Origin of the sequence: Bradyrhizobium sp. RP6, assembly GCF_003837805.1 — a bacterium.
In the GTDB taxonomy this organism is placed as follows: domain Bacteria; phylum Pseudomonadota; class Alphaproteobacteria; order Rhizobiales; family Xanthobacteraceae; genus Bradyrhizobium.
The window spans coordinates 108,249-125,901 of the sequence record NZ_RQIT01000016.1 but is presented as its reverse complement, the minus strand read 5'-3'; the positions used below and the strand labels follow the sequence as shown (position 1 = coordinate 125,901).

The following is a 17,653-nucleotide window of genomic DNA, read 5'->3' as shown; positions in this document are numbered from 1 at the left end:
GTAGACCCCCGGTCGATCTCTCTTGGGGTATGTCTCGCCCAAAGTGCCTGCGACAATTGGTAGCCGCGATCGTTTGCCGTAACCGTAGTTCGAATAGCCACTGAGAGCCTATGGCCGAGCGGGCGGGGTGCTCGATGGCGGAGCCCCGATTCCTGCCACTATCCGGCCGACGCAGTTCAACTACTCGTCGATATCCTGGGAAGTTGGCACGGCACCAAATATCGCTTCATTCAACGCTTCCGCTCCGGGTTCGCGGAGAACCTCGGCGAAGAGTTCGACCCCCCATTCGCCCGCCTCGATTGGGTTAGCCGTAATCGCTTCGACATCCAGTGGTACCGTCGCGCCAGAGAATGGTTCTACCTGCATCGCGGCCTTACCCTCGCCGAACCGATCGACACGCTAAGGTCCGACGGATTGCTCCATCCGCACTGAACTCGATGATCGGCTACCCCGCGGTACCTGCCGTACGGATACGTTGTTCATCCGGCGCGTTTACTTCAATGACTGTGACGGGATCGAAACGCTTTGGCGAGCCGCGACCCGCTCATTCATCCATATCGCCCCAATGGACCTCCGTTCCGAGGTATTCGTACAGAACAGTACGCACCGTCATGACCCCGCTCTGAACCGCCGAGTAACGATAAACACCACTTTGGACCTCGACCCATCCATGCTCGGTGAGATCACTTCCCGTGACGAATCGCGTGAGCATGCGGCTTCCTACCTCCGGCACCATGCCGCCCCAACTAACATTCTCGAACTCGTCCAAGTCGCTGCCCGATAGAGCGGACAAGGGAAATACATTCGCGTAGCTCGGCTTCTCAAGTCATCGGTTCTCCGATTTCGAAGAAGGCGTGTCCGCGGGCGTTCTTCAGGACGACTCGCTTAATGCGCTCCAAGTCCGGTTTCCAGATTTGCCGTTGGTCCCCGCCGACCGCGCTGAATACCATACGGCAGCGCTCAATGCTCGCACGAAGCTTGGAGTTCGACGCGAAGATTCGGCCAGCGCTCGGTATTTTCTGCGCCGCAGGATTGGTTGTGCCGGACAAGGCCGCGCTCAAGATCGCGACCATATACTCCTCGTCGCGTGAGAATCCAGAGTTGCACCGCCTGCAGACGGTCATCACCGGCAGGTTGGCGGGATAAGGCCGCAGCAGAAAGGCCTTTGAAGGCGCATGATCCCGATTACAGTGCAGATCCGACAGCCAGCCGCCGCAATGGATACACCAGCTCTTCAGCCTTCTATCCGAGAAGTCGTCGATCGAGCGCATCGGTCCTAGTTGTCGAGGAACTGCATGAGCTGGCGCTTCAATTTAGGGCCTTTCAATTCGCATTCCCAGACCGTCCCTAGCGGTTTGAGAGCCGTCACACCTATAGTATACCAAGCCTCGCAATGGGATCACGCCAGAGACCGCGGACAACATAATCTTGCATTTCTCATGAATTTGCATACGCCGAAGTGCAGACGTCTGCTATCACCTGCGCGACGGCTGGAGTTGTTTCGATGGCCCCTGCGAAGAAGACCCGACCCGTCCCGCTGAACCTCACCGAGCGTATGGCGCGCATCAAGAAGGTAAATACCAAGCCAGAGCTTTTGGTACGCAAAATCCTTTTCGCCCATGGATTTCGGTATCGGCTCCATCGGCGAGACCTACCCGGCAACCCTGACATCGTGTTCTCGAGGCAAAAGAAGGCCGTGCTTGTGCACGGATGCTTTTGGCATCGCCACGACTGCCCCGCGGGAAGGAAGCTGCCAATCTCGAAGCCCGAATACTGGGGGCCGAAACTTCGGCGCAACCGAGAGCGCGATGCGCGCAACAGTGCCCAGCTCGAGCGATTGGGATGGCGTTCATTGACCCTATGGGAGTGCGAACTATCCGACTTGGGCCGCGTCACGAAGCGCCTCATCAAGTTTCTGCGGACGGACAACGTGACCCGCGCACTCTGATTATCGTGGCACTTTTCAAGAGTCGCGTTGTCCTTTACTCAATAAAAGCGCATCTGATTCGAATCTGATACACTGGGTCCACGGCGTACCTCATATGCTCAAAGCGATCAGCCTGTTTACGGGAGCCGGCGGGCTCGATCTCGGATTCGAGGCAGCAGGCTTCAAGACACGCGTTGCCGTCGACATAGACCCGATCTGCTGCGAAACACTGCGCTGCAACCGGCGTTGGCCTGTAATTGAAGGCGACCTTAGCACGATAAGCTCTAGGCAATTGCTCAAGGCGGCTCGCCTCAAGCCCGGCGAAGCGGACGTGCTTATCGGCGGCCCACCATGCCAACCATTCTCGAAGAGCGGCTATTGGGCGCATGGAGATGCCCCTCGGCTTCGCGACCCCAACGCAAGCACTCTCAATGAATACCTGCGCGTAGTCCGGGACACGAGACCGAAGGCATTACTGCTGGAGAACGTGTACGGTCTTGCCTATGCCGGCAAGAGCGAAGGCCTCGACCGCATCCTCAAGGGCATCAAGAAGATCAACAAAGAAGCCAACACGAACTACGTGCCGGTCTGGAAGGTTCTCGATGCAGCGAATTACGGCGTCCCTCAACGGCGGGAGCGCATTTTCATAATCGCGAGCCGTGACGGGCGGCGGTTTCAATTCCCGGAACCCACACACGCTGATGGCGATGCGGAGGAGTTGCCGTCGGGCCTCAAGGCCTTTCATACCGCATGGGACGCGCTCGGCGATCTTCCGGCACGGCCAAACGATCCTGATCTCCAGCTGACAGGTAAATGGGCTGGGCTTTTGCCGAGCATACCGGAAGGGCAGAACTATCTATGGCATACGCCGCGCGGCGGCGGTTTGCCCTTGTTCGGCTGGCGCACGCGGTACTGGAGCTTCCTGTTGAAGCTCGCAAAGGACAAGCCGTCCTGGACAATTCAAGCTCAGCCCGGCCCAGCTACAGGCCCGTTCCATTGGACTAATAGGAAGTTGTCGCCGCGGGAGCTAGCGCGACTGCAGACGTTTCCGGAAGATTTCCGATTTGATACCGATCGCGCGCAAGTCCAGCGAATGCTCGGAAATGCCGTTCCGTCGCTATTGGCAGAGGTTCTTGCCAGAGAAATTCGTCGCCAGCTGCTCGACACGCCGTTGAGAAGCTCAAAACTTAAGCTGATGCCGCCACGACGCCGCACGGTGCCGCCTCCTCATGTGACCGCGCCGGTCTGCGTGAGCTATCACTCCTTGAAAGGAGCTCACCCTGATCACCCCGGAGAAGCCCTCGGACCCAGGGCGAAGCTACGCGAACTCGAAGTCGCGGAATGACCAACCTTCGCGGCTGATATCGGCAAGATTGTCGTTCATGCCGTTGGCAAAAGTCCTCGCTCCGCGCTCACGAGACTTTCGGTGAAATCGCCGACATTAAGCGGATCGCAGCCGCTTAGGTCAGAAACAAATCTGGCTGACGAGACATTGGGCGGAAGTGGCGGGCGGATAGCGGGAATATTGGCCACGTCAAAATAGCGCAATGAGCTTTCTGCGAGCTGCTTGTCGAAGCACCACGCCATTGCCTGAGGAAGCGTATCCCCTAGCGTACCAGCGACGATCGACCGCAAGCGCAAAACCTCATTCGATTGGCCTGCAATCCTCCTTTCTATTTGACCAAGAAGATCGAAGAGCGACATTCCGCCGCCGGCAGGCTCGATCCAAATCGAAGCGATCAATCCTGCTGTCTCGTCAGGCGGGTTGGCCTGCTCGAACGAAATTTCATGGACGCGCTGGCGATTGCTCGATGCCTTTACGTCTAAACGCACCTTTCCGGCGGCGAAATCGAATCGCTCATCTGGGTCCGATCTCCATGACCCGATGGCAACAGCGGCGTCGCGTGCAGCTTCGATCACGCATAGCTCTCCAAGCAATCCGACCATTGATCGGCGCGCGGGAGCGCGGAGCTTCTGGAATATGTCGACGAGCTGCCGCACCGTCTCCGCAACCTTCTCTGTAGACGGGTTCGGGCCGAGCAATGGGAGGAGCGACTCCATGATGTTCGCGAAGTACGCAACGACATCGCTTGCACGGCTCGTGCATATTATAGCCGTGAGTGTCTGCATCTCCGGCGGTTTGCCTGCCTCGACAATCTGGTAAGAGGTTGAGAACGTCGCTTCAAGACCTGAAAGCCGCAGCGGCACCGTCCGACCGGCATCCGAGCTGCCGATCAGGACCGCCGCAAAATCACGACTGTCGCGCCCGGCGTAATATGCCGGACCGTCACTCAGTCGTCTGACATTGAACACACCTTCCGCCGAAGGAGCGATGATTTCCCTCAGGAGTGCTGCCAGACGCCCGGTCATGAGGTTGCTTGCTGCCCGCTTTGCACCTGCACGAGCCAAGCGGCAGCGAGCGGTGCGGGCACATTGACCGTGATGAGCGGCACCGCGCTTGCGAACGGCCTATTGCTAAGGGTCAAGTCGTAGACATGGATTTGCAGAGACACCTTGTCGCGAGCAGCGAAGAACGCATCGCCGGGATAAGTCACGCCTCCGCGAGCCGTTGCCGTGCGTCCTTGCTGGAACTGGTCGATCTCTCCGCTAGCGTTCTTTACCTTGCGCGTGCCGACGGGCGCATTGGGGCGCATTCGATATATCGCGCACGTGGCGTCGGGATCCTGGCGAAGGCCTTCAGCAATCGTGATCAGCAAGCCCGTGAAGCTCGCCGTATCTCTTGGATCCTCGAAACGATACTCAACGAGCGCATCGAACAACCGTTGGAGCGGCGCGTCGCGATCGACCTGATGCTGTTGCGCGGTCGATCTCGCCGCGTAGGTGTCATCGTCCTGCAGGTTGAGCTCGCTCATCAGCGTCTGGAGAAGCTGCATGTTGGCGGATCGCGTGTCCGGATTGACTATGGTACCGATCTGCCTCGTCCATCCTCCGGTCATGCTCCCGCGTGTGTAGGGATCGGAGATCACGGATCGCCTGCAAGGATTCAGGCCTGGATCGAGAATGAAGCGGCGGCGCCACGTGCGCAGGCTCTCGCCCCTCTCGGCGACGCGCCGCAGTTCGCTGCGCATGAGTTCCTCATGCTCGACGTAGTCTTCGTATGCGTCCCTCATTTGTTGTTCCAGATAGACGCGGCAAATGCCGAAATACCCACGAGCCTGCGCGTACCCAAAGAAACGAGCGCGCTGCTGCAATGTGTCCGCATTTCCCATGCCCATTCCCCGAGGCATGTAGGTGACCGTCAGTGAATCCACGGTGAAACCTCGGTCGACTGCTTGCCCGCCGACGAGAATCCATCCTTCCGCATGCCTCCAGTTTATCTCCGGCGTTTTCGGTCTGCCGCGGGTATTGAACTCGATCACAGTGGTATTCCGGAGAGCGCGCGGCAGCTTCTGAATGATTTCATCGAAGCCAGGGAGGTTGCGCTCCGTCTTTTGCAGTTCTTCGTAGGCTCTTTTGAAATCGTCAATCACCTCAAGCCGATCCGGGTCCTGCTCGCCCGCGCCAAGCGCGTTCGCCCATTCATCTTTTGCCGCGCTCGCCCAGCCAGCCGCGACCTGATGCGCCGCCCGCTCGCGAGCAGGATGAATGAGCATCGAACGTCGGCCCGATCTCGCGATCAGGCTGGCAGCGAGACCCACATAGTAAACCCGCATCGCTTCGAGCAGGCTCTCCGGCGCCTCCGTGGGCAGCGCATTGGTCTGCAAAAGGTCCTGTTGCGGAATGACTTTGATGTAGCGGCTGTTCGGCGCGAAGAATGCGGCACCTCCGACGTACCCGTCTCCGGGCTCAAGCACATGCACGAAGTCCGGCGAGAGGTTGTCAGTAATATTGATAAGAAGAGGCGCCTGCGGTGTGGCTGTGTACTGCAAGAACGTGTGACATGGCAGAGCTTCGCGAAGTTCCCGCAGCCGCATGTATGTCGTGCTCTCCTCGCCACGCTGGACCTTCGTATTGAGACTCGCTTGGTCGGCCTCGTCGTCTATCAGCAAGGCCGGAACGCCGCGCATGCCCATTCTCCTGAGCAGCGCCGTGAGAGATGCCAAACGCTGGTTCTGCTTGAGGACCGTTAGCAGGAGCGTCGACTTCTCGTCCGGATCGCGCGTAGGATCTCGCCAATTGTCGATGGCCTGTCGTATCAGTTGCTCATATTGGCTATCTTGTCCACGCGGGTTCTTCTCCATCTTCCAGGCAGGAAGTCCCTCCCCGCCATCGACATCAAGGTCTCTCGCGAGCCGATCATGTGATTGCGTGAGCAGGTTATCCTTGTTGCCTGCGATGACGATGACGAGAGGAAAACCATTGTCACGCGCCAGCCCGATCGCGGTCGTGAAAGAGAGCGTCTTTCCGCTTTGCACGTAGCCAACGACCAGACCAGTCGCGGTTTCTGCCGCATCGCGCGGGTTTACGCCTTTGCCCAGTATCTCGGCGGATGATTGGATGAGCTTGTTCTGCGCATCGGCGTTCAGCTTGCTCCGCCGAGCGACGCCAGCCGCCTGCTCTCCTTCTACCGGCAGCCACCTCATTCCCGGCTTCAAAGCCGAACGCCCTGCAGATGTCACGACAATGTCGTTGTCTTGATCGGTCATAGGATTATGGCTGCGACAGCCCCTCTCGCAGTATTTGGTTCAGATTACGTCTCAAGGTTCCCGCTGATCTCACGCCCGCCCGACGAGCAAGCTTCTCGCCAAGCGCGAGCGCGGCTGCTACGCGCAGTAAAGCGTCGATGCTTTCCGGGTCGGTTTGCGCGAAGGCGACCATGAACGGATGTGCCATCGAGACCCGTATCTCGATCGTGTCGGCCTCCTCGCCGTCTTCGCTGCCGCGGTCGCTTATTGAGAGCCAATCGGACTCAGCCGGGTCGTCGGAGAGTTCGATCTTAATGCGCCACGGCGATCCGCGAAAACTAAAGTTCAACTGTTGCGTGGCGAGGGTTGGCTGCGGCCGGAGTGGAGTGGTCTGCGTCTCAGCAAGTGGCTGATCTGCTACCCGCGGGAGCACGTCCGACATCGATGCGGCGATGGCGTCGCTTGCTTGGGAGAGCCCCTGAGTGGCCGCCTTCACGCGATCCTTCTTTGAGGCCAACGACCGATAGTGCTCGCACTGACGAAGCAGGGGAAAACTGTCATCGTCCAGATATTCTTTCAGAAGCTCCAGGAACGGCTCCTCGTTCTCGTCCCAACGGAAGCCGTCCTTTGTATGGCTGACATCGAAGCCTTCCAGGTGGAGCTCGCCGAATAGGCGCAATCGCGCATAGCTGCTGCTGCCTGACGTGCCAAAGAGTATCGATGGCCGATAGCCATCCTCTCCACTTCCCTGTATCAGCCGACCGCGACGGAAAAGGGCGAATCCGGAGCGCGCGTAATTCCCGGGGTCCCGCAGCGCCGCGAACCCCCGCACCGAAAGGCCGTGGCCGAACTCGAACTCGATCGCCTTCCGCCAGACTTTGTCCGGTCCGTTCGGTTCTCTATAAAATGGAGCCGTCAGGACCGGCGGCTCCTCGTAGCTCAGGCTCTCGCCGTTGAAGCGCAGGTCCAATGTTCCATCCCGAAGAAACACTCGGTAGATGTCCGTCAGGTGCTCCTTGATCTTCCCCAGCGTTCTTCCGACGGGAATATGGTGAAGCTCTTCAAGAGATACCTCGGTGAAGTGATTCTCCGGCCGCGCTGGCCGCTCATCGATCTCCAGTTCCTCCAGTTCATCACGCACGATGGCGGCGATATCGAACCGCACGGTACGTTCCACCGGTTCGCCCAGGGCCTTTGTGCGCACCTGCCATTTCGGGGCGAACCAGCACGCGGCGCTTTTCATCCCCATCCCAAACTCGGATAACCCCGATCGATCTGGCGGGATAACCGCAGGACGAAATGCGCGCGGGAAGGCATCGCTGGCTATCCCGGCAGCATTATCCCTGATGGTGATGCGCCCCGGATGAGATGTATCGACGTCTATCGACACCTTGAGCTTCCATGACAGCCCGTGCAGCTCGTGGAGCCTCAGCCTCGCCTCGATGTAGCTCTGCATCGAGTTATCAACGAATTCGGCCAGCGCGAACCACGGGCTGTAGTTCAAATGCCTTAGGACCGAAAGCACGCTGACGCCCGGCCGGATATTGACCTTGTTGGCCGACATTCCTGATTCTCCCCGCCACATCAGGTACTAGACTAATTGCCCGCCGGACGCACGTGTGCGTTGTGTCGGCCCGACGATTGATTGAATCTAAGCGCGACAATTGCAATACCGACTATTGAACGATCTTAGCTAGAGGCATTTCCCCCAATGAGACAACGTACGGCTGAAAGACAGCAATCCCTGATCAAAAGCGCTTATAGGAACCCGCGTTGCGGTGACCAAAAGAGTGTTTCGGGCTTTCGCGATCGAGGCAACTTGCCAAGTAACGCCAAACCGTCTCGGAATTGGACAAAAGGGTAGCGGGAGTCTTCATCCCGGTCGCCGGGCTCTAGCTCCTTAGAGAGCCCTACCGGCTCAACCACCGGAAGGTCGAGCGCCAGGGGAGCTTGACCGGCTTCCCCACTAATCATTCCTGACAACGCGCGAAGGAATGAACCAGCCGCAAATTCATCCATAGCGTAGACGTTGGCCAAATCACTCCGAATCCGGAGCCGCCAGCTCTCGAATTCATCCCAACGCCACGGCAACTGCGGCAAATCGACTTCATCCAGCAGTCTCCATGGACGGATATAGGGAAAGAAATACTCAGCCGCGACCAAAAACTTCCGACCTACGATTTCGACTACAAAGAAGGTCGTTACCGTATCGTCCGCCGGGCGCCCTCCTACGCCGCGCAGCCAGTCAATCCAGGCAACAACTTGCGAGGCTCCCATCAAGAGAAAGTTAGATCTGTGCGCCGCTAGCGCGAGCCTAGCCGAAACACGGCCGCTAGCTATCGGTCCAGGTTGTTGAGACGGTAGGCTCGACTTTATTTTACTTCTCGAAATCCTCGTCTCCGCAACGTGGAGAAACGTGTCTTGATTCGCTGGGTTTGAACCAAACGCCACTGAATATCCGTGCACCACTTTCCCATGCACGCAACTAGTAGCAATATGGGGTTTGACTTGCCGCAAATACTTCCGGCGCGCCTCGCCCGCTATGCGCCCCTCAGCGACACTCTGGGCAAACGACCCGTGAGCTTCGGCCAACACAACGCCGTGGCCGGACACTGCTCCTCCAGCATAAACAAAGTCGGCGTGTGGATCGAGATTGCTCGACAGGCATGTCGCATTGTCTCGCCAGACATAGCCAAGCGCATTCATCAGAAGATCAGTCATGCCTGCGCCCACGCGCCCAGCAAATCCGGATCTCTCAGCGTCCGCGAGCGACGTGAGGAACGGCGAGAGCTCGAACCTGAAGCCGTCTTCGACCAAATATTCGATCTGGGCTAACTGAGATCTTGCCCATTGGGCCAGCAGAGCATCGGGCGCCGTGCGCAACGTCAGCGTACGCGCCATCGAGGCGGCGAGTGCATCGGGCCGAAACCTGATTTGCGCCGCCATGATGGGTGGCACAAACCCCTCCGATACCGGGCTTGGCTTTTGTGAATGGAGGCTATGTCCAGAAAGAACAACTGTCTTTTCAGTGCGCCATAGTGCGGGCGCTGTCGCTACTGTTGTCATCTTGCCCCCGAAGCGTGATGAATTACACGATCATCTCCCAATCGTAAGCTCTCGCTAACAATTCGCGATAATAGCCGCATCGTTCATCGCGCGACCTTGGCAGCTTGCTCTTCGGGAGATGGACGGTCCCATACATGGGCAGATTCGGAGTCCACAAAAGTATACTCAACTTTCGAGCCTGCCCTCTCCTTGTAGCGAGCCAGTTCGCCACTTACGGATTTTAATTTTTCATCGGTCGGTTGATAGATACAGAAATAGAGATGTGTAATCTTCGATCGGAAGAGCGCGCTGTAAATGTGCGCGTCGTTTGGATCGGCCGAGTGACCAAAGACGAAGAAGGGACCCATACTCGCACCGAGCTTTTCATAGCAGTGGCTGAGATAGTTGTTTGCTTTGATGCGCTGCATCTTGGCCGCAGATGTGCCCTCCGCGACGTAAAGCGGGAAACGCTTCGAGGTGGTGATGGTTTGCGCAATCGCATCGATGATGCCGCTTGCTCCGGCAATCCTCTTATCGACGTCAACGCCGTTTCGAAACAAATGCAAGCCGCCGTGAAGATTGTAGACTTTACAATGCGCTCCTATCTTGAACGGCCCAAGAAATCCGTTACGCCTTTCACCCAATCCGAAGCCGTCGGTTAGGTGCGCTTCGTCCGAAAGACTGACCCAATTCAAAAGCAAATCGTAATTGAGCGTGAAGACCTCATCGAACGAAGCGAGAAATGCGACGCAGCTTGGAATCACGTCCTCAATCTCTTCCCGATGGGTTGGGTGCGTACCGCGAATGGCGTGCACAAGCGCCTCACGAAGACGATTCGCATCCTTGATGAGCCCCTCGGCGTGCTCCTTATTTCCATAAGCCATCTCAACTTCAGAAGCGCCCTCCAGGGCTTTGACCACCCGCTCGAAATCAACCGTCTTGAGACGATCGAACAAGGCACGGACCGGATCGTCTGGCTTGAGATCAGCCTTATCGAGCAGTGAACGGTAACTGAAGTAGCTGGCAGAAAAGCCATTCCCCAGGAGCAGCGAGCAATCTTTGCTACCTGCGGCCTTCAATGCATCATCAAACGAAATTATCTTCGGCATGGCCAAGAGCTTCCGTTGGCAAACGGCGACGCCGCCGTCGCGTGTTACGGTAACAATCGATAAGACGGTCTTCGCTCGATTCCCCAACTACCCGCAGTGATTGATACTAGAGCCTCGCGCATGGCGCCAGTGCCAACCGACCTTTCGAATGCTGGGGCCCAGGAACCGTAACTCCGCAGGAGACGTCTGACCTGCCCTTGCGAACCTTAAACGAGAGACTCCCTGCCGCCTCCGCAATATCGCCGCCCCTCGACCGAATTCCACTTTCTATATGGGCTCGGACACGGCGCGGAAGTTTTTCGACATGGCTCGCATACGGGTGCTCACCGCACTCAAGATCAGACAGAACCTCAAACCCGGGATGTACGCCGATGGGCTTGGGCTCTACCTGAAGGTCCGCGTGGGCAACTCCAAAAGCTGGATTTTCCGTTATCGCACGGGCGGTAAGCTGCGGGATATGGGCCTTGGCCCATATCATACAGTGTCGCTCGCTCAGGCCCGTGAGAAGGCAGAGGTCTGCCGAGCCATGCGCCTCAAAGGCCTCGACCCGTTGGAGGAGCGCCTTAAGGAGCAGCAAGCCAAAATCGTCGAAGCGGCAGAAGCCGTCACCTTCGAAAAGTGTGCCGAGACTTATATCGCCACCCACAAAGTCGGCTGGAAGAACAGCAAGCATGCCGACCAGTGGACGACGACGCTCCAGACGTATGTCTATCCCATCTTCAAGGACCGGCCCGTTGCCGCCATCGATGACGATCTGGTTTTGAAGGTCTTGCAGCCGATCTGGAAGGAAAAGACCGAGACGGCTTCCCGCATCCGGGGCCGGATCGAACGCATTCTCGATTGGGCTCGCGTCAAGAAATACCGCACGGGAGACAACCCGGCGCGATGGAAGGGTCATCTCGATCATCTTCTGGCGAAGCGCTCACGAGTGGCGAGCATCAACCATCATGCCGCCCTGCCGATCGACGCGACGCCCGACTTCATTCAAGTTCTGCGTCGGGAGAAAACCGTCGTCGCTCGCGCCTTCGAATTCTGTATCCTCACCGCTACGCGTACCGGAGAAACGCTAGGCATGCAGTGGGGCGAGTATGACGAAAAGGCTCAGCTCTGGACGGTCCCCGGCGCCCGCATGAAGGCGGGACGTGATCACCGCATCCCACTCGCTAAACGAACTCAAGTCATTCTTGCCGAGATGCAGGAAATCCGCACAAGCAAATTTGTGTTTCCTGGCGGTGTCAAGGAACGCCCGCTCAGCTCCATGGCTTTCCTGATGTTATTGCGGCGGCTGGAACGCCACGACATCACGGCCCACGGTTTTCGTTCTACCTTTCGCGACTGGGCAGCTGAACGCACCGATTTCCCGAGCGAAGTCGTTGAAATGGCGCTCGCCCATACGATTAGCGACAAGGTTGAAGCTGCTTACCGACGCGGCGATCTGCTCGACAAGCGTCGCCAGCTTGCCGAGGCATGGGCCGCATTTTGCGACAAGACCTCTCTTTAAACCCTGATCATCCAGCCCCGAAACGCTATGGCTACGAGGCGTCAAGACAGTGCGCGCGCGGCCGCCCGCATGCGCATCGCATCTATATCCCTTTGGAAGACGAGATCTTCCAAACAACTCGGAGATTTAGATGTCGCTACAACCCGAAAAACCGAAGGGAGCAATGTCGGTCAACGACTTTGCTGTCTGGGCCGGTATTGGACGCACAACTGCATGGAAGGAAATCCGCGAGGGTCATCTTCGTGCGGTGAAGGTCAGCACCCGCACAATCATCCGCTTCTCGGACGCCGAGAGCTGGCTTGCCACACGACCCCACCTCGAATGCGGCGGTCAACCATCTGAGCGGTCCTTGGAGTCGTGACCATGAGCAAGCTCTTCCACGAACTGGACACACCTGAACAGCGTCGGCAGATCACTGAATTGGAACGTCGCGGATTTCCAGTGCGCCGAATGACCCGATATCACGTCAAGATTGGCAAGGTTAACTACTACATCACTAAGGGCACGATCACGATCGATCCCACTATTCGGCACGGAGAGAAGGGATTCGAGTCCTTACTGGAACTGCTGGACAGTACCCGCACGTGACTAGCGGCTGCGTGCCTTGAGAGTGCTGACGTCCGCCTCGCACCATAGGTGATGCGGACGCAGTTCTCGGGACAGTCGCTGATACAAAATCTCTGTTTTGGCGAAACGCTCTAGGTGAAGGGCCTCAAGGCTGTTGATTTGGGCATTGACATCCATTATTTCTAACGAGCTGTCTTTAAGACGTAAGTCGTTGGTATTGCATCGAACTTCCTATGCATCTTCGAAACGACTTGGCGTATTTTGCTCTCGAACATCCGATCGAACTGCCTCTCAAGCTCTTTCTCGCCAGTTTTACGCCCAAATTTTGGGTCGCGTCCGGCCGGGGCTAACCGCAACTAAGTCTCCGTAAGTCGCGACAATTCACGCTGCACAGTCCCCGACAATCTACGCTCACAACTTCATAAGTCGCAACATTTAGATAGCTAAGTCGCAACTATTCCCGGGCCAAGCCGTCCTTCTGCGCTCCGAACAGCCGTTCATACCCTCTATGAAAGCTCGCTTGGGCTGGAGTCAGCCGGTTCACTCCCCCCCAGAACTTCATCGCGTCTTCAATCAACGAGGTCACCGGCACTGAACGGCGCCGAGACAACTCCTCCCACCCTTCCAGAATTGGAAGCCAAGCTTCATCCGCAAGGCACTCAAGCGCGGGGCTTATTCCGAACGGCAAAGCCCCGATTGAACTACGAAAGTGAACGGCCGAAGCAAAAGATTGCATGGCACGCACACGACCTTCATCGTCCGAAGCGATACGCTCAAAATGTGATAGCGCTTCATCCAATCGGCCGCCCAGCTGTGCTAGCCAGCACTGGATCATTGTCTCTCCCCATTCAAGGTTCAATATTCTCCAAGCACTGGCCAACGTTACGTCACCAAGGCTCGCCACTTCGGCCAGTTTTGTCAGCGCCTCGCCGACCCGGCCGCCGGTCGCCTGAGCTATTACGCTCAAGGCGCGCTCTTCATAGATCAGCGATTCACGATTACAAACCATTTTAAGTCGGCTGACCAGCGCCTCCTGTTCTATAGACGTGACGCGAAACAGCTGGCAGCGCGAGCGAAGCGCACGCGGAAATTGGGAAATGTCGTTCACCACGAAGATGAAGCACGTATCTAGCTCTTTCTCTAACGTCTTTAGCATTACGTCGGCGGAAGCCACCTCAAGCCCCTCAGCATCATCGATCAAAAACACGCGCCAATCCGCAGTCTTCAGCCCCAGCTTCGTTTGTGCGACACATTCTCGAAAATATCGCTCGTCTCGAATTTGCCGTGCAGAGAATTCCACGTAACTGAAGCTCGAGCCGATCAGAACGCCCGTGCATTCATTGCAGCTATGGCATGGCGCCTCCTCGCCGGTCTTCTCGCAAAGGAGCGTTTGTGCATACAGGCGCGCTAACGACCGTCTACCGACACCAGGGCAACCGGTGAACACAAGGTGCGGCAAGCGCTCATCACCTCCACGGTCGATTTTTTCCCGCAATGATCCTAAAACCGCATCCTGGCCCAGAACGTCCTCGAACCTCCTCAGACGGAAACGATCCAATATCGCAGAGACGCCTGCCATATGTGCCTGCTCTAAATATCCGGTGGACTGCGTTGGGCTTGCGACACACCCACGGCCCTACTTCAACGGAATCCGTTCGTTTGCGTCATTCCCATTAAGAGCGGCCCACCACCCGTGCGAAGCACCAAGAAGAGCCGAGCACTCTCGCAAAGCATTGACGAGATCAAGCCGTGCGCTCTCCATTTTTCCCGGTTCCGCGTCCGCCGCTCGATCTGATTCAATTGCAATTCTTTGCCAACGATGCGTTTGCCGTAGCCAGACCTGGGGGTCGACAATGTTCATGAATTCGCGACAGATCCGTTCAAAGGCTACGAGAAAACCACCCCTACGATCATCCCTTGCGCTAGGCCAATCGCAAGACAGCATGAGCATGCCCCAGACATAGTAGCCCAAATTCGCCATAGCTCGGTTTTTATATCTCCTGTCTCGGCCGCCAACGATAGACGCCGCTGTCCTATATAGCCTTGCTGTCACGTCGGATGTGTCCAACATGTCGGAAAAGAGCAAGCTATCGACATGGATTAGAACTTCGCTTAGCGCAGCTTCGTTTCGCTGATCCAAGAAACTTCTGAGCGTTATATCGATCGTCTGACGCTTAGACGCAAAGCTGAGATTCGCCCCCTGGGAGGGAGCCTTTGCCCTTCGACGCAAAACGAAGCGATCGATTTCCATTGAGATCCCACTCAGTGTGCAGCCGCTCTCCGGGATGAAGCGCGAAAAGTGGTCACGAAACACTCTTGTACGCGCCAGTCGAGGCAGCTCGTTCCAATCACTGAGGGACGCAAGCGACTTCATCAGCCCCGTAAAATTCGCCTTGGTCACTATCGGCTCTTCGATGAATACAACATGTGACGCCGAGATTGCGCGCGACCAACTGTCCATGGCGACAACCGGATGATCCGTGGGGGCCATCAGGAAAATGCGTTTCTCTGCACGTCCTTCAGCAATCGCGCAGAGGCTTCCCTCAATATCATCGCTCTGCATCTGTCTCGCGCTGTCCTCTCCGATGTCGCAGAAGACGATTTGTTCAGCGCCGATGATCTCGAAGAGTGAGCTTCCATTGATGGCGGCCTGCAACCCCTCTTCCATAGGCGCCACTACCCATTTGCGATCCTGCGCAACGGCCAAGACATATCTTTTGACCTTATGCTTTAGTATCCAGGAATCTTTCCGATATAAATAGATTGCATGATCGAAAAAATCACGCGGTGGATTTGCCAAGAACTGAATATCGGTCAGCGGCATTAGTCGACCTCATCCGGCGGATGCCATGCATACCAGGATCTCGGTCGCCTATAGCGGTCGGGCCAACTCTTCAGCAGTTCGCCGTACTCGCGTTTTCGCTTTTCATCTTGCTCTTGGTCGCCCCGCGGATACTTCCGCGAAATCGCGTGTATGTCGGCTTGCCGCTGGCCTTTTTCCTTCTGGCGGTCGTGAAATTCTTGCAGTTCCCATCCGTTGTAAAGATGATCCCAAGCCTCATCGTCGAATGCGGACAATGGCTCCATTTCGTGCTGCATCGCGTCAGCCATGCCGCTCGGAGTGAGGGACTCTGATGCGCTGTGTCGCCGCCGTTTTGAACCGAGGTCTCCAGCTTGACGAGATTTGGGTAATACTAGGCGCTTGTAAATTGGCTCCGCGGGATTCATGCCCGCGCAGAGCCAACGCACGGAATCCCAATGAGATTTCATTTTCCGAGCTGATTTCTGAGTTGAGGTCAGGTCGGCTGTGATTGCCTGCTCCTCTTGCCCTGCCGTCCTCTCATTTTTCCTCCAATTGGAAAACCACTTTTGCATCATCTTGAACTCTCGTGAGTCGGGCTGCGGTCCAACCGCGATGATGCGACTGCAAACTGCCCCATCCTCGAATTCTTGAACGCAAAGCCAATGGCTATGACCAATCCATTTGTTCAATCGATCGGTAAAAGCATGTGCAAAACCGCTCAGCAGCTTCGATACTTCTGACTTGGTATCGCACCCGAACAGTCGCGACCGAACTGTCACTCGAATGTTGAACTGGCAGCCATACTCTTGCGTCAAGAACGATGCCGCGTTGAACAAGTCCTTAACCTGATCGTAGGTCAGGTACCGCGGATCTTTGCCAACCTCGGAACGGCCGCCTCTCCGTTGCTGCCGCGTCGTCATTTTGTCGACTGGCGGTCTCCAAGCAGCTTCTGTTGGCGAGAAGAAAGGCCCTTCAGGAGGCACGTGTTCTACAATTTCAGATGCAGCGCTGACACGCCGCTGGAAGTCAGTTATCAAGATGAACAGTGACTCTTCACTCAGATCGGATGTAATCACGGGCCACGCTTGAATGAGCCCTTCCCAAAACGACTTAAGGTTCGCCTCTTTCAACCGCTCTCGAAAAGCCGTTATGATCTGAGCCCGATCAGATGGGGCCATAGAGGCTATCACAGGATCAATGGTGAGACTTAGCCCGCAAAGTTCCTTATAATATAGGCTAAGCATTAGGACCTGGATCAACCTTACCTTCTCACGAGCATCTTCATTCCATTGGAAGAAGATTTCTGTCTGTCGCCGAAAGTCTCCCTGCCCCAGCGCAATGAAGTATCGCGTAAGGATTTCGGTGTAACCGAAGTTATAGATCTGACGTACACGATCCACCGTGACGTCGGCGTTCCGAGATACCACTTCGAGGACGTGAAGCATATTGCGAGGCTGCCCATCGCCCAGTGCGGCAATGAGCGCCAACGCATCGGGTGAAGTCTTGATGTTCTCTGCTTCGGCTATCCGCTCTAAGTACTTGATACAATCGGGAAGTATTAGCGGACGAATTTCAAGACAATGTAGGCGAGACCTTAGCGCCGGTGATATTTTTTCGAAAGCGGTGGTCGCAAAGCAATAAGATATACCTTCATTTGGCTCCTCCACCTTTTTCAACAGGTAGTCGAAGCTTTGGGGATATCTTGCTAGGCTCTGCGCTTCATCGATGAAGATAACACGTCGCCAGCCCTTGCTTGCGCCAAGCGCTAAGCTATCGATCTTGCTCTTTAGCTGGACAAAATTCTCGTATGATGGGGCATCGAGCTCATGAAAATTGGTCGCCTCTCCGGCTCCTATGTCTCTGCATGATTTGCAATCAAGACAGGGAGAGCCGCCGGGGAAGGGCTGCTGTTCACAAGTCAGCGCTTTTGCATAAATGCGAGCGAGCGTGGTTTTGCCCGACCCGATCGCGCCATAGAGCAAGATATTGCGACAGATCTGCCCCTCGATAATAAGCTGAGAGAGGAACTCTACCGCATGCCCTTGTCCCGCAACTCTTTCGAAGCCTTTGGGGCGATGCCGTATTGCCAGACTTTCCACTTGATTTCCTCAGTGT

General features: G+C 56.5%; 16 protein-coding genes. 6 read left to right on the top strand and 10 right to left on the bottom strand.

The genetic code is table 11. The features are described 5' to 3' along the window. Positions 1-93: 93 nt before the first annotated feature. Positions 94-432, top strand: coding sequence for a DUF3024 domain-containing protein (locus tag EHH60_RS38820; protein WP_502697424.1), 339 nt, complete (start codon positions 94-96; stop codon positions 430-432). Positions 433-544: 112 nt separating this feature from the next. Here the strand turns inward: EHH60_RS38820 and EHH60_RS25555 are convergent, their stop codons facing one another. Both EHH60_RS25555 and EHH60_RS25550 read right to left on the bottom strand, forming a co-directional pair. Then, positions 545-769 (bottom strand): hypothetical protein, encoded by a 225-nt coding sequence (locus EHH60_RS25555; RefSeq protein ID WP_124162168.1) that lies wholly within the window; start codon positions 767-769, stop codon positions 545-547. 52 nt (positions 770-821) lie between these two features. Continuing rightward, positions 822-1,271 carry a hypothetical protein gene (locus EHH60_RS25550; protein WP_124162167.1) on the bottom strand — a complete coding sequence of 150 codons (450 nt, stop codon included), beginning with the start codon at positions 1,269-1,271 and terminating at the stop codon, positions 822-824. Between the two features lie 233 nt (positions 1,272-1,504). On the opposite strand from EHH60_RS25550, the gene EHH60_RS25545 reads away from it, so the two are divergent. Continuing rightward, complete coding sequence (locus tag EHH60_RS25545; protein ID WP_245454588.1) at positions 1,505-1,948, top strand: very short patch repair endonuclease; 444 nt, start codon at positions 1,505-1,507, stop codon at positions 1,946-1,948. A gap of 94 nt (positions 1,949-2,042) precedes the next feature. Then, a complete protein-coding gene (locus EHH60_RS25540) occupies positions 2,043-3,272 on the top strand; it encodes a DNA cytosine methyltransferase (protein ID WP_124162166.1) in 1,230 nt (409 codons plus the stop codon). Positions 3,273-3,307: 35 nt separating this feature from the next. Here the strand turns inward: EHH60_RS25540 and EHH60_RS25535 are convergent, their stop codons facing one another. The 5 genes from EHH60_RS25535 to EHH60_RS25515 all read right to left on the bottom strand — a co-directional run bounded on the left by EHH60_RS25535 (position 3,308) and on the right by EHH60_RS25515 (position 10,667). After that, the gene (locus tag EHH60_RS25535; protein ID WP_124162165.1) at positions 3,308-4,297 is read right to left on the bottom strand and encodes a PD-(D/E)XK motif protein; all 990 of its coding nucleotides are present in this window, start codon (positions 4,295-4,297) and stop codon (positions 3,308-3,310) included. After that, the gene (locus tag EHH60_RS25530; RefSeq protein ID WP_124162164.1) at positions 4,294-6,534 is read right to left on the bottom strand and encodes a Z1 domain-containing protein; all 2,241 of its coding nucleotides are present in this window, start codon (positions 6,532-6,534) and stop codon (positions 4,294-4,296) included. Before EHH60_RS25530 ends, EHH60_RS25535 begins: the two co-directional genes overlap by 4 nt. Positions 6,535-6,538: 4 nt before the next feature. Next, the gene (locus EHH60_RS25525; RefSeq protein ID WP_158626771.1) at positions 6,539-8,077 is read right to left on the bottom strand and encodes an ATP-binding protein; all 1,539 of its coding nucleotides are present in this window, start codon (positions 8,075-8,077) and stop codon (positions 6,539-6,541) included. A gap of 194 nt (positions 8,078-8,271) precedes the next feature. Next, positions 8,272-9,471 carry a hypothetical protein gene (locus EHH60_RS25520; protein ID WP_124162162.1) on the bottom strand — a complete coding sequence of 400 codons (1,200 nt, stop codon included), beginning with the start codon at positions 9,469-9,471 and terminating at the stop codon, positions 8,272-8,274. Positions 9,472-9,662: 191 nt separating this feature from the next. Next, positions 9,663-10,667, bottom strand: coding sequence for a DUF4917 family protein (locus EHH60_RS25515; RefSeq protein WP_124162161.1), 1,005 nt, complete (start codon positions 10,665-10,667; stop codon positions 9,663-9,665). Positions 10,668-10,971: 304 nt separating this feature from the next. On the opposite strand from EHH60_RS25515, the gene EHH60_RS25510 reads away from it, so the two are divergent. The 3 genes from EHH60_RS25510 (at position 10,972) to EHH60_RS25500 (ending at position 12,756) form a co-directional block, all read left to right on the top strand. Next, positions 10,972-12,168: a tyrosine-type recombinase/integrase gene (locus EHH60_RS25510; protein WP_124162160.1), complete on the top strand. Its 1,197-nt coding sequence runs from the start codon at positions 10,972-10,974 to the stop codon at positions 12,166-12,168. 130 nt (positions 12,169-12,298) lie between these two features. Then, positions 12,299-12,529 carry a helix-turn-helix domain-containing protein gene (locus EHH60_RS25505; protein WP_124162159.1) on the top strand — a complete coding sequence of 77 codons (231 nt, stop codon included), beginning with the start codon at positions 12,299-12,301 and terminating at the stop codon, positions 12,527-12,529. A 2-nt stretch (positions 12,530-12,531) separates the two neighbouring features. Next, entirely contained in the window at positions 12,532-12,756 is a 225-nt protein-coding gene (locus EHH60_RS25500) for a hypothetical protein (RefSeq protein WP_124162158.1), read from the top strand. A 433-nt stretch (positions 12,757-13,189) separates the two neighbouring features. Here the strand turns inward: EHH60_RS25500 and EHH60_RS25495 are convergent, their stop codons facing one another. The 3 genes from EHH60_RS25495 to EHH60_RS25485 are packed head-to-tail and all read right to left on the bottom strand — an operon-like array spanning position 13,190 to position 17,637. Beyond that, positions 13,190-14,314, bottom strand: a complete 1,125-nt coding sequence (locus tag EHH60_RS25495; RefSeq protein WP_124162157.1) for a DNA polymerase III subunit — start codon at positions 14,312-14,314, stop codon at positions 13,190-13,192. Between the two features lie 57 nt (positions 14,315-14,371). After that, positions 14,372-15,559, bottom strand: a complete 1,188-nt coding sequence (locus EHH60_RS25490; RefSeq protein WP_124162156.1) for a hypothetical protein — start codon at positions 15,557-15,559, stop codon at positions 14,372-14,374. Then, positions 15,559-17,637, bottom strand: coding sequence for a DNA polymerase III subunit (locus tag EHH60_RS25485; protein WP_124162155.1), 2,079 nt, complete (start codon positions 17,635-17,637; stop codon positions 15,559-15,561). The genes EHH60_RS25490 and EHH60_RS25485 overlap by 1 nt, the downstream gene beginning before the upstream one ends. Positions 17,638-17,653 lie beyond the last annotated feature (16 nt).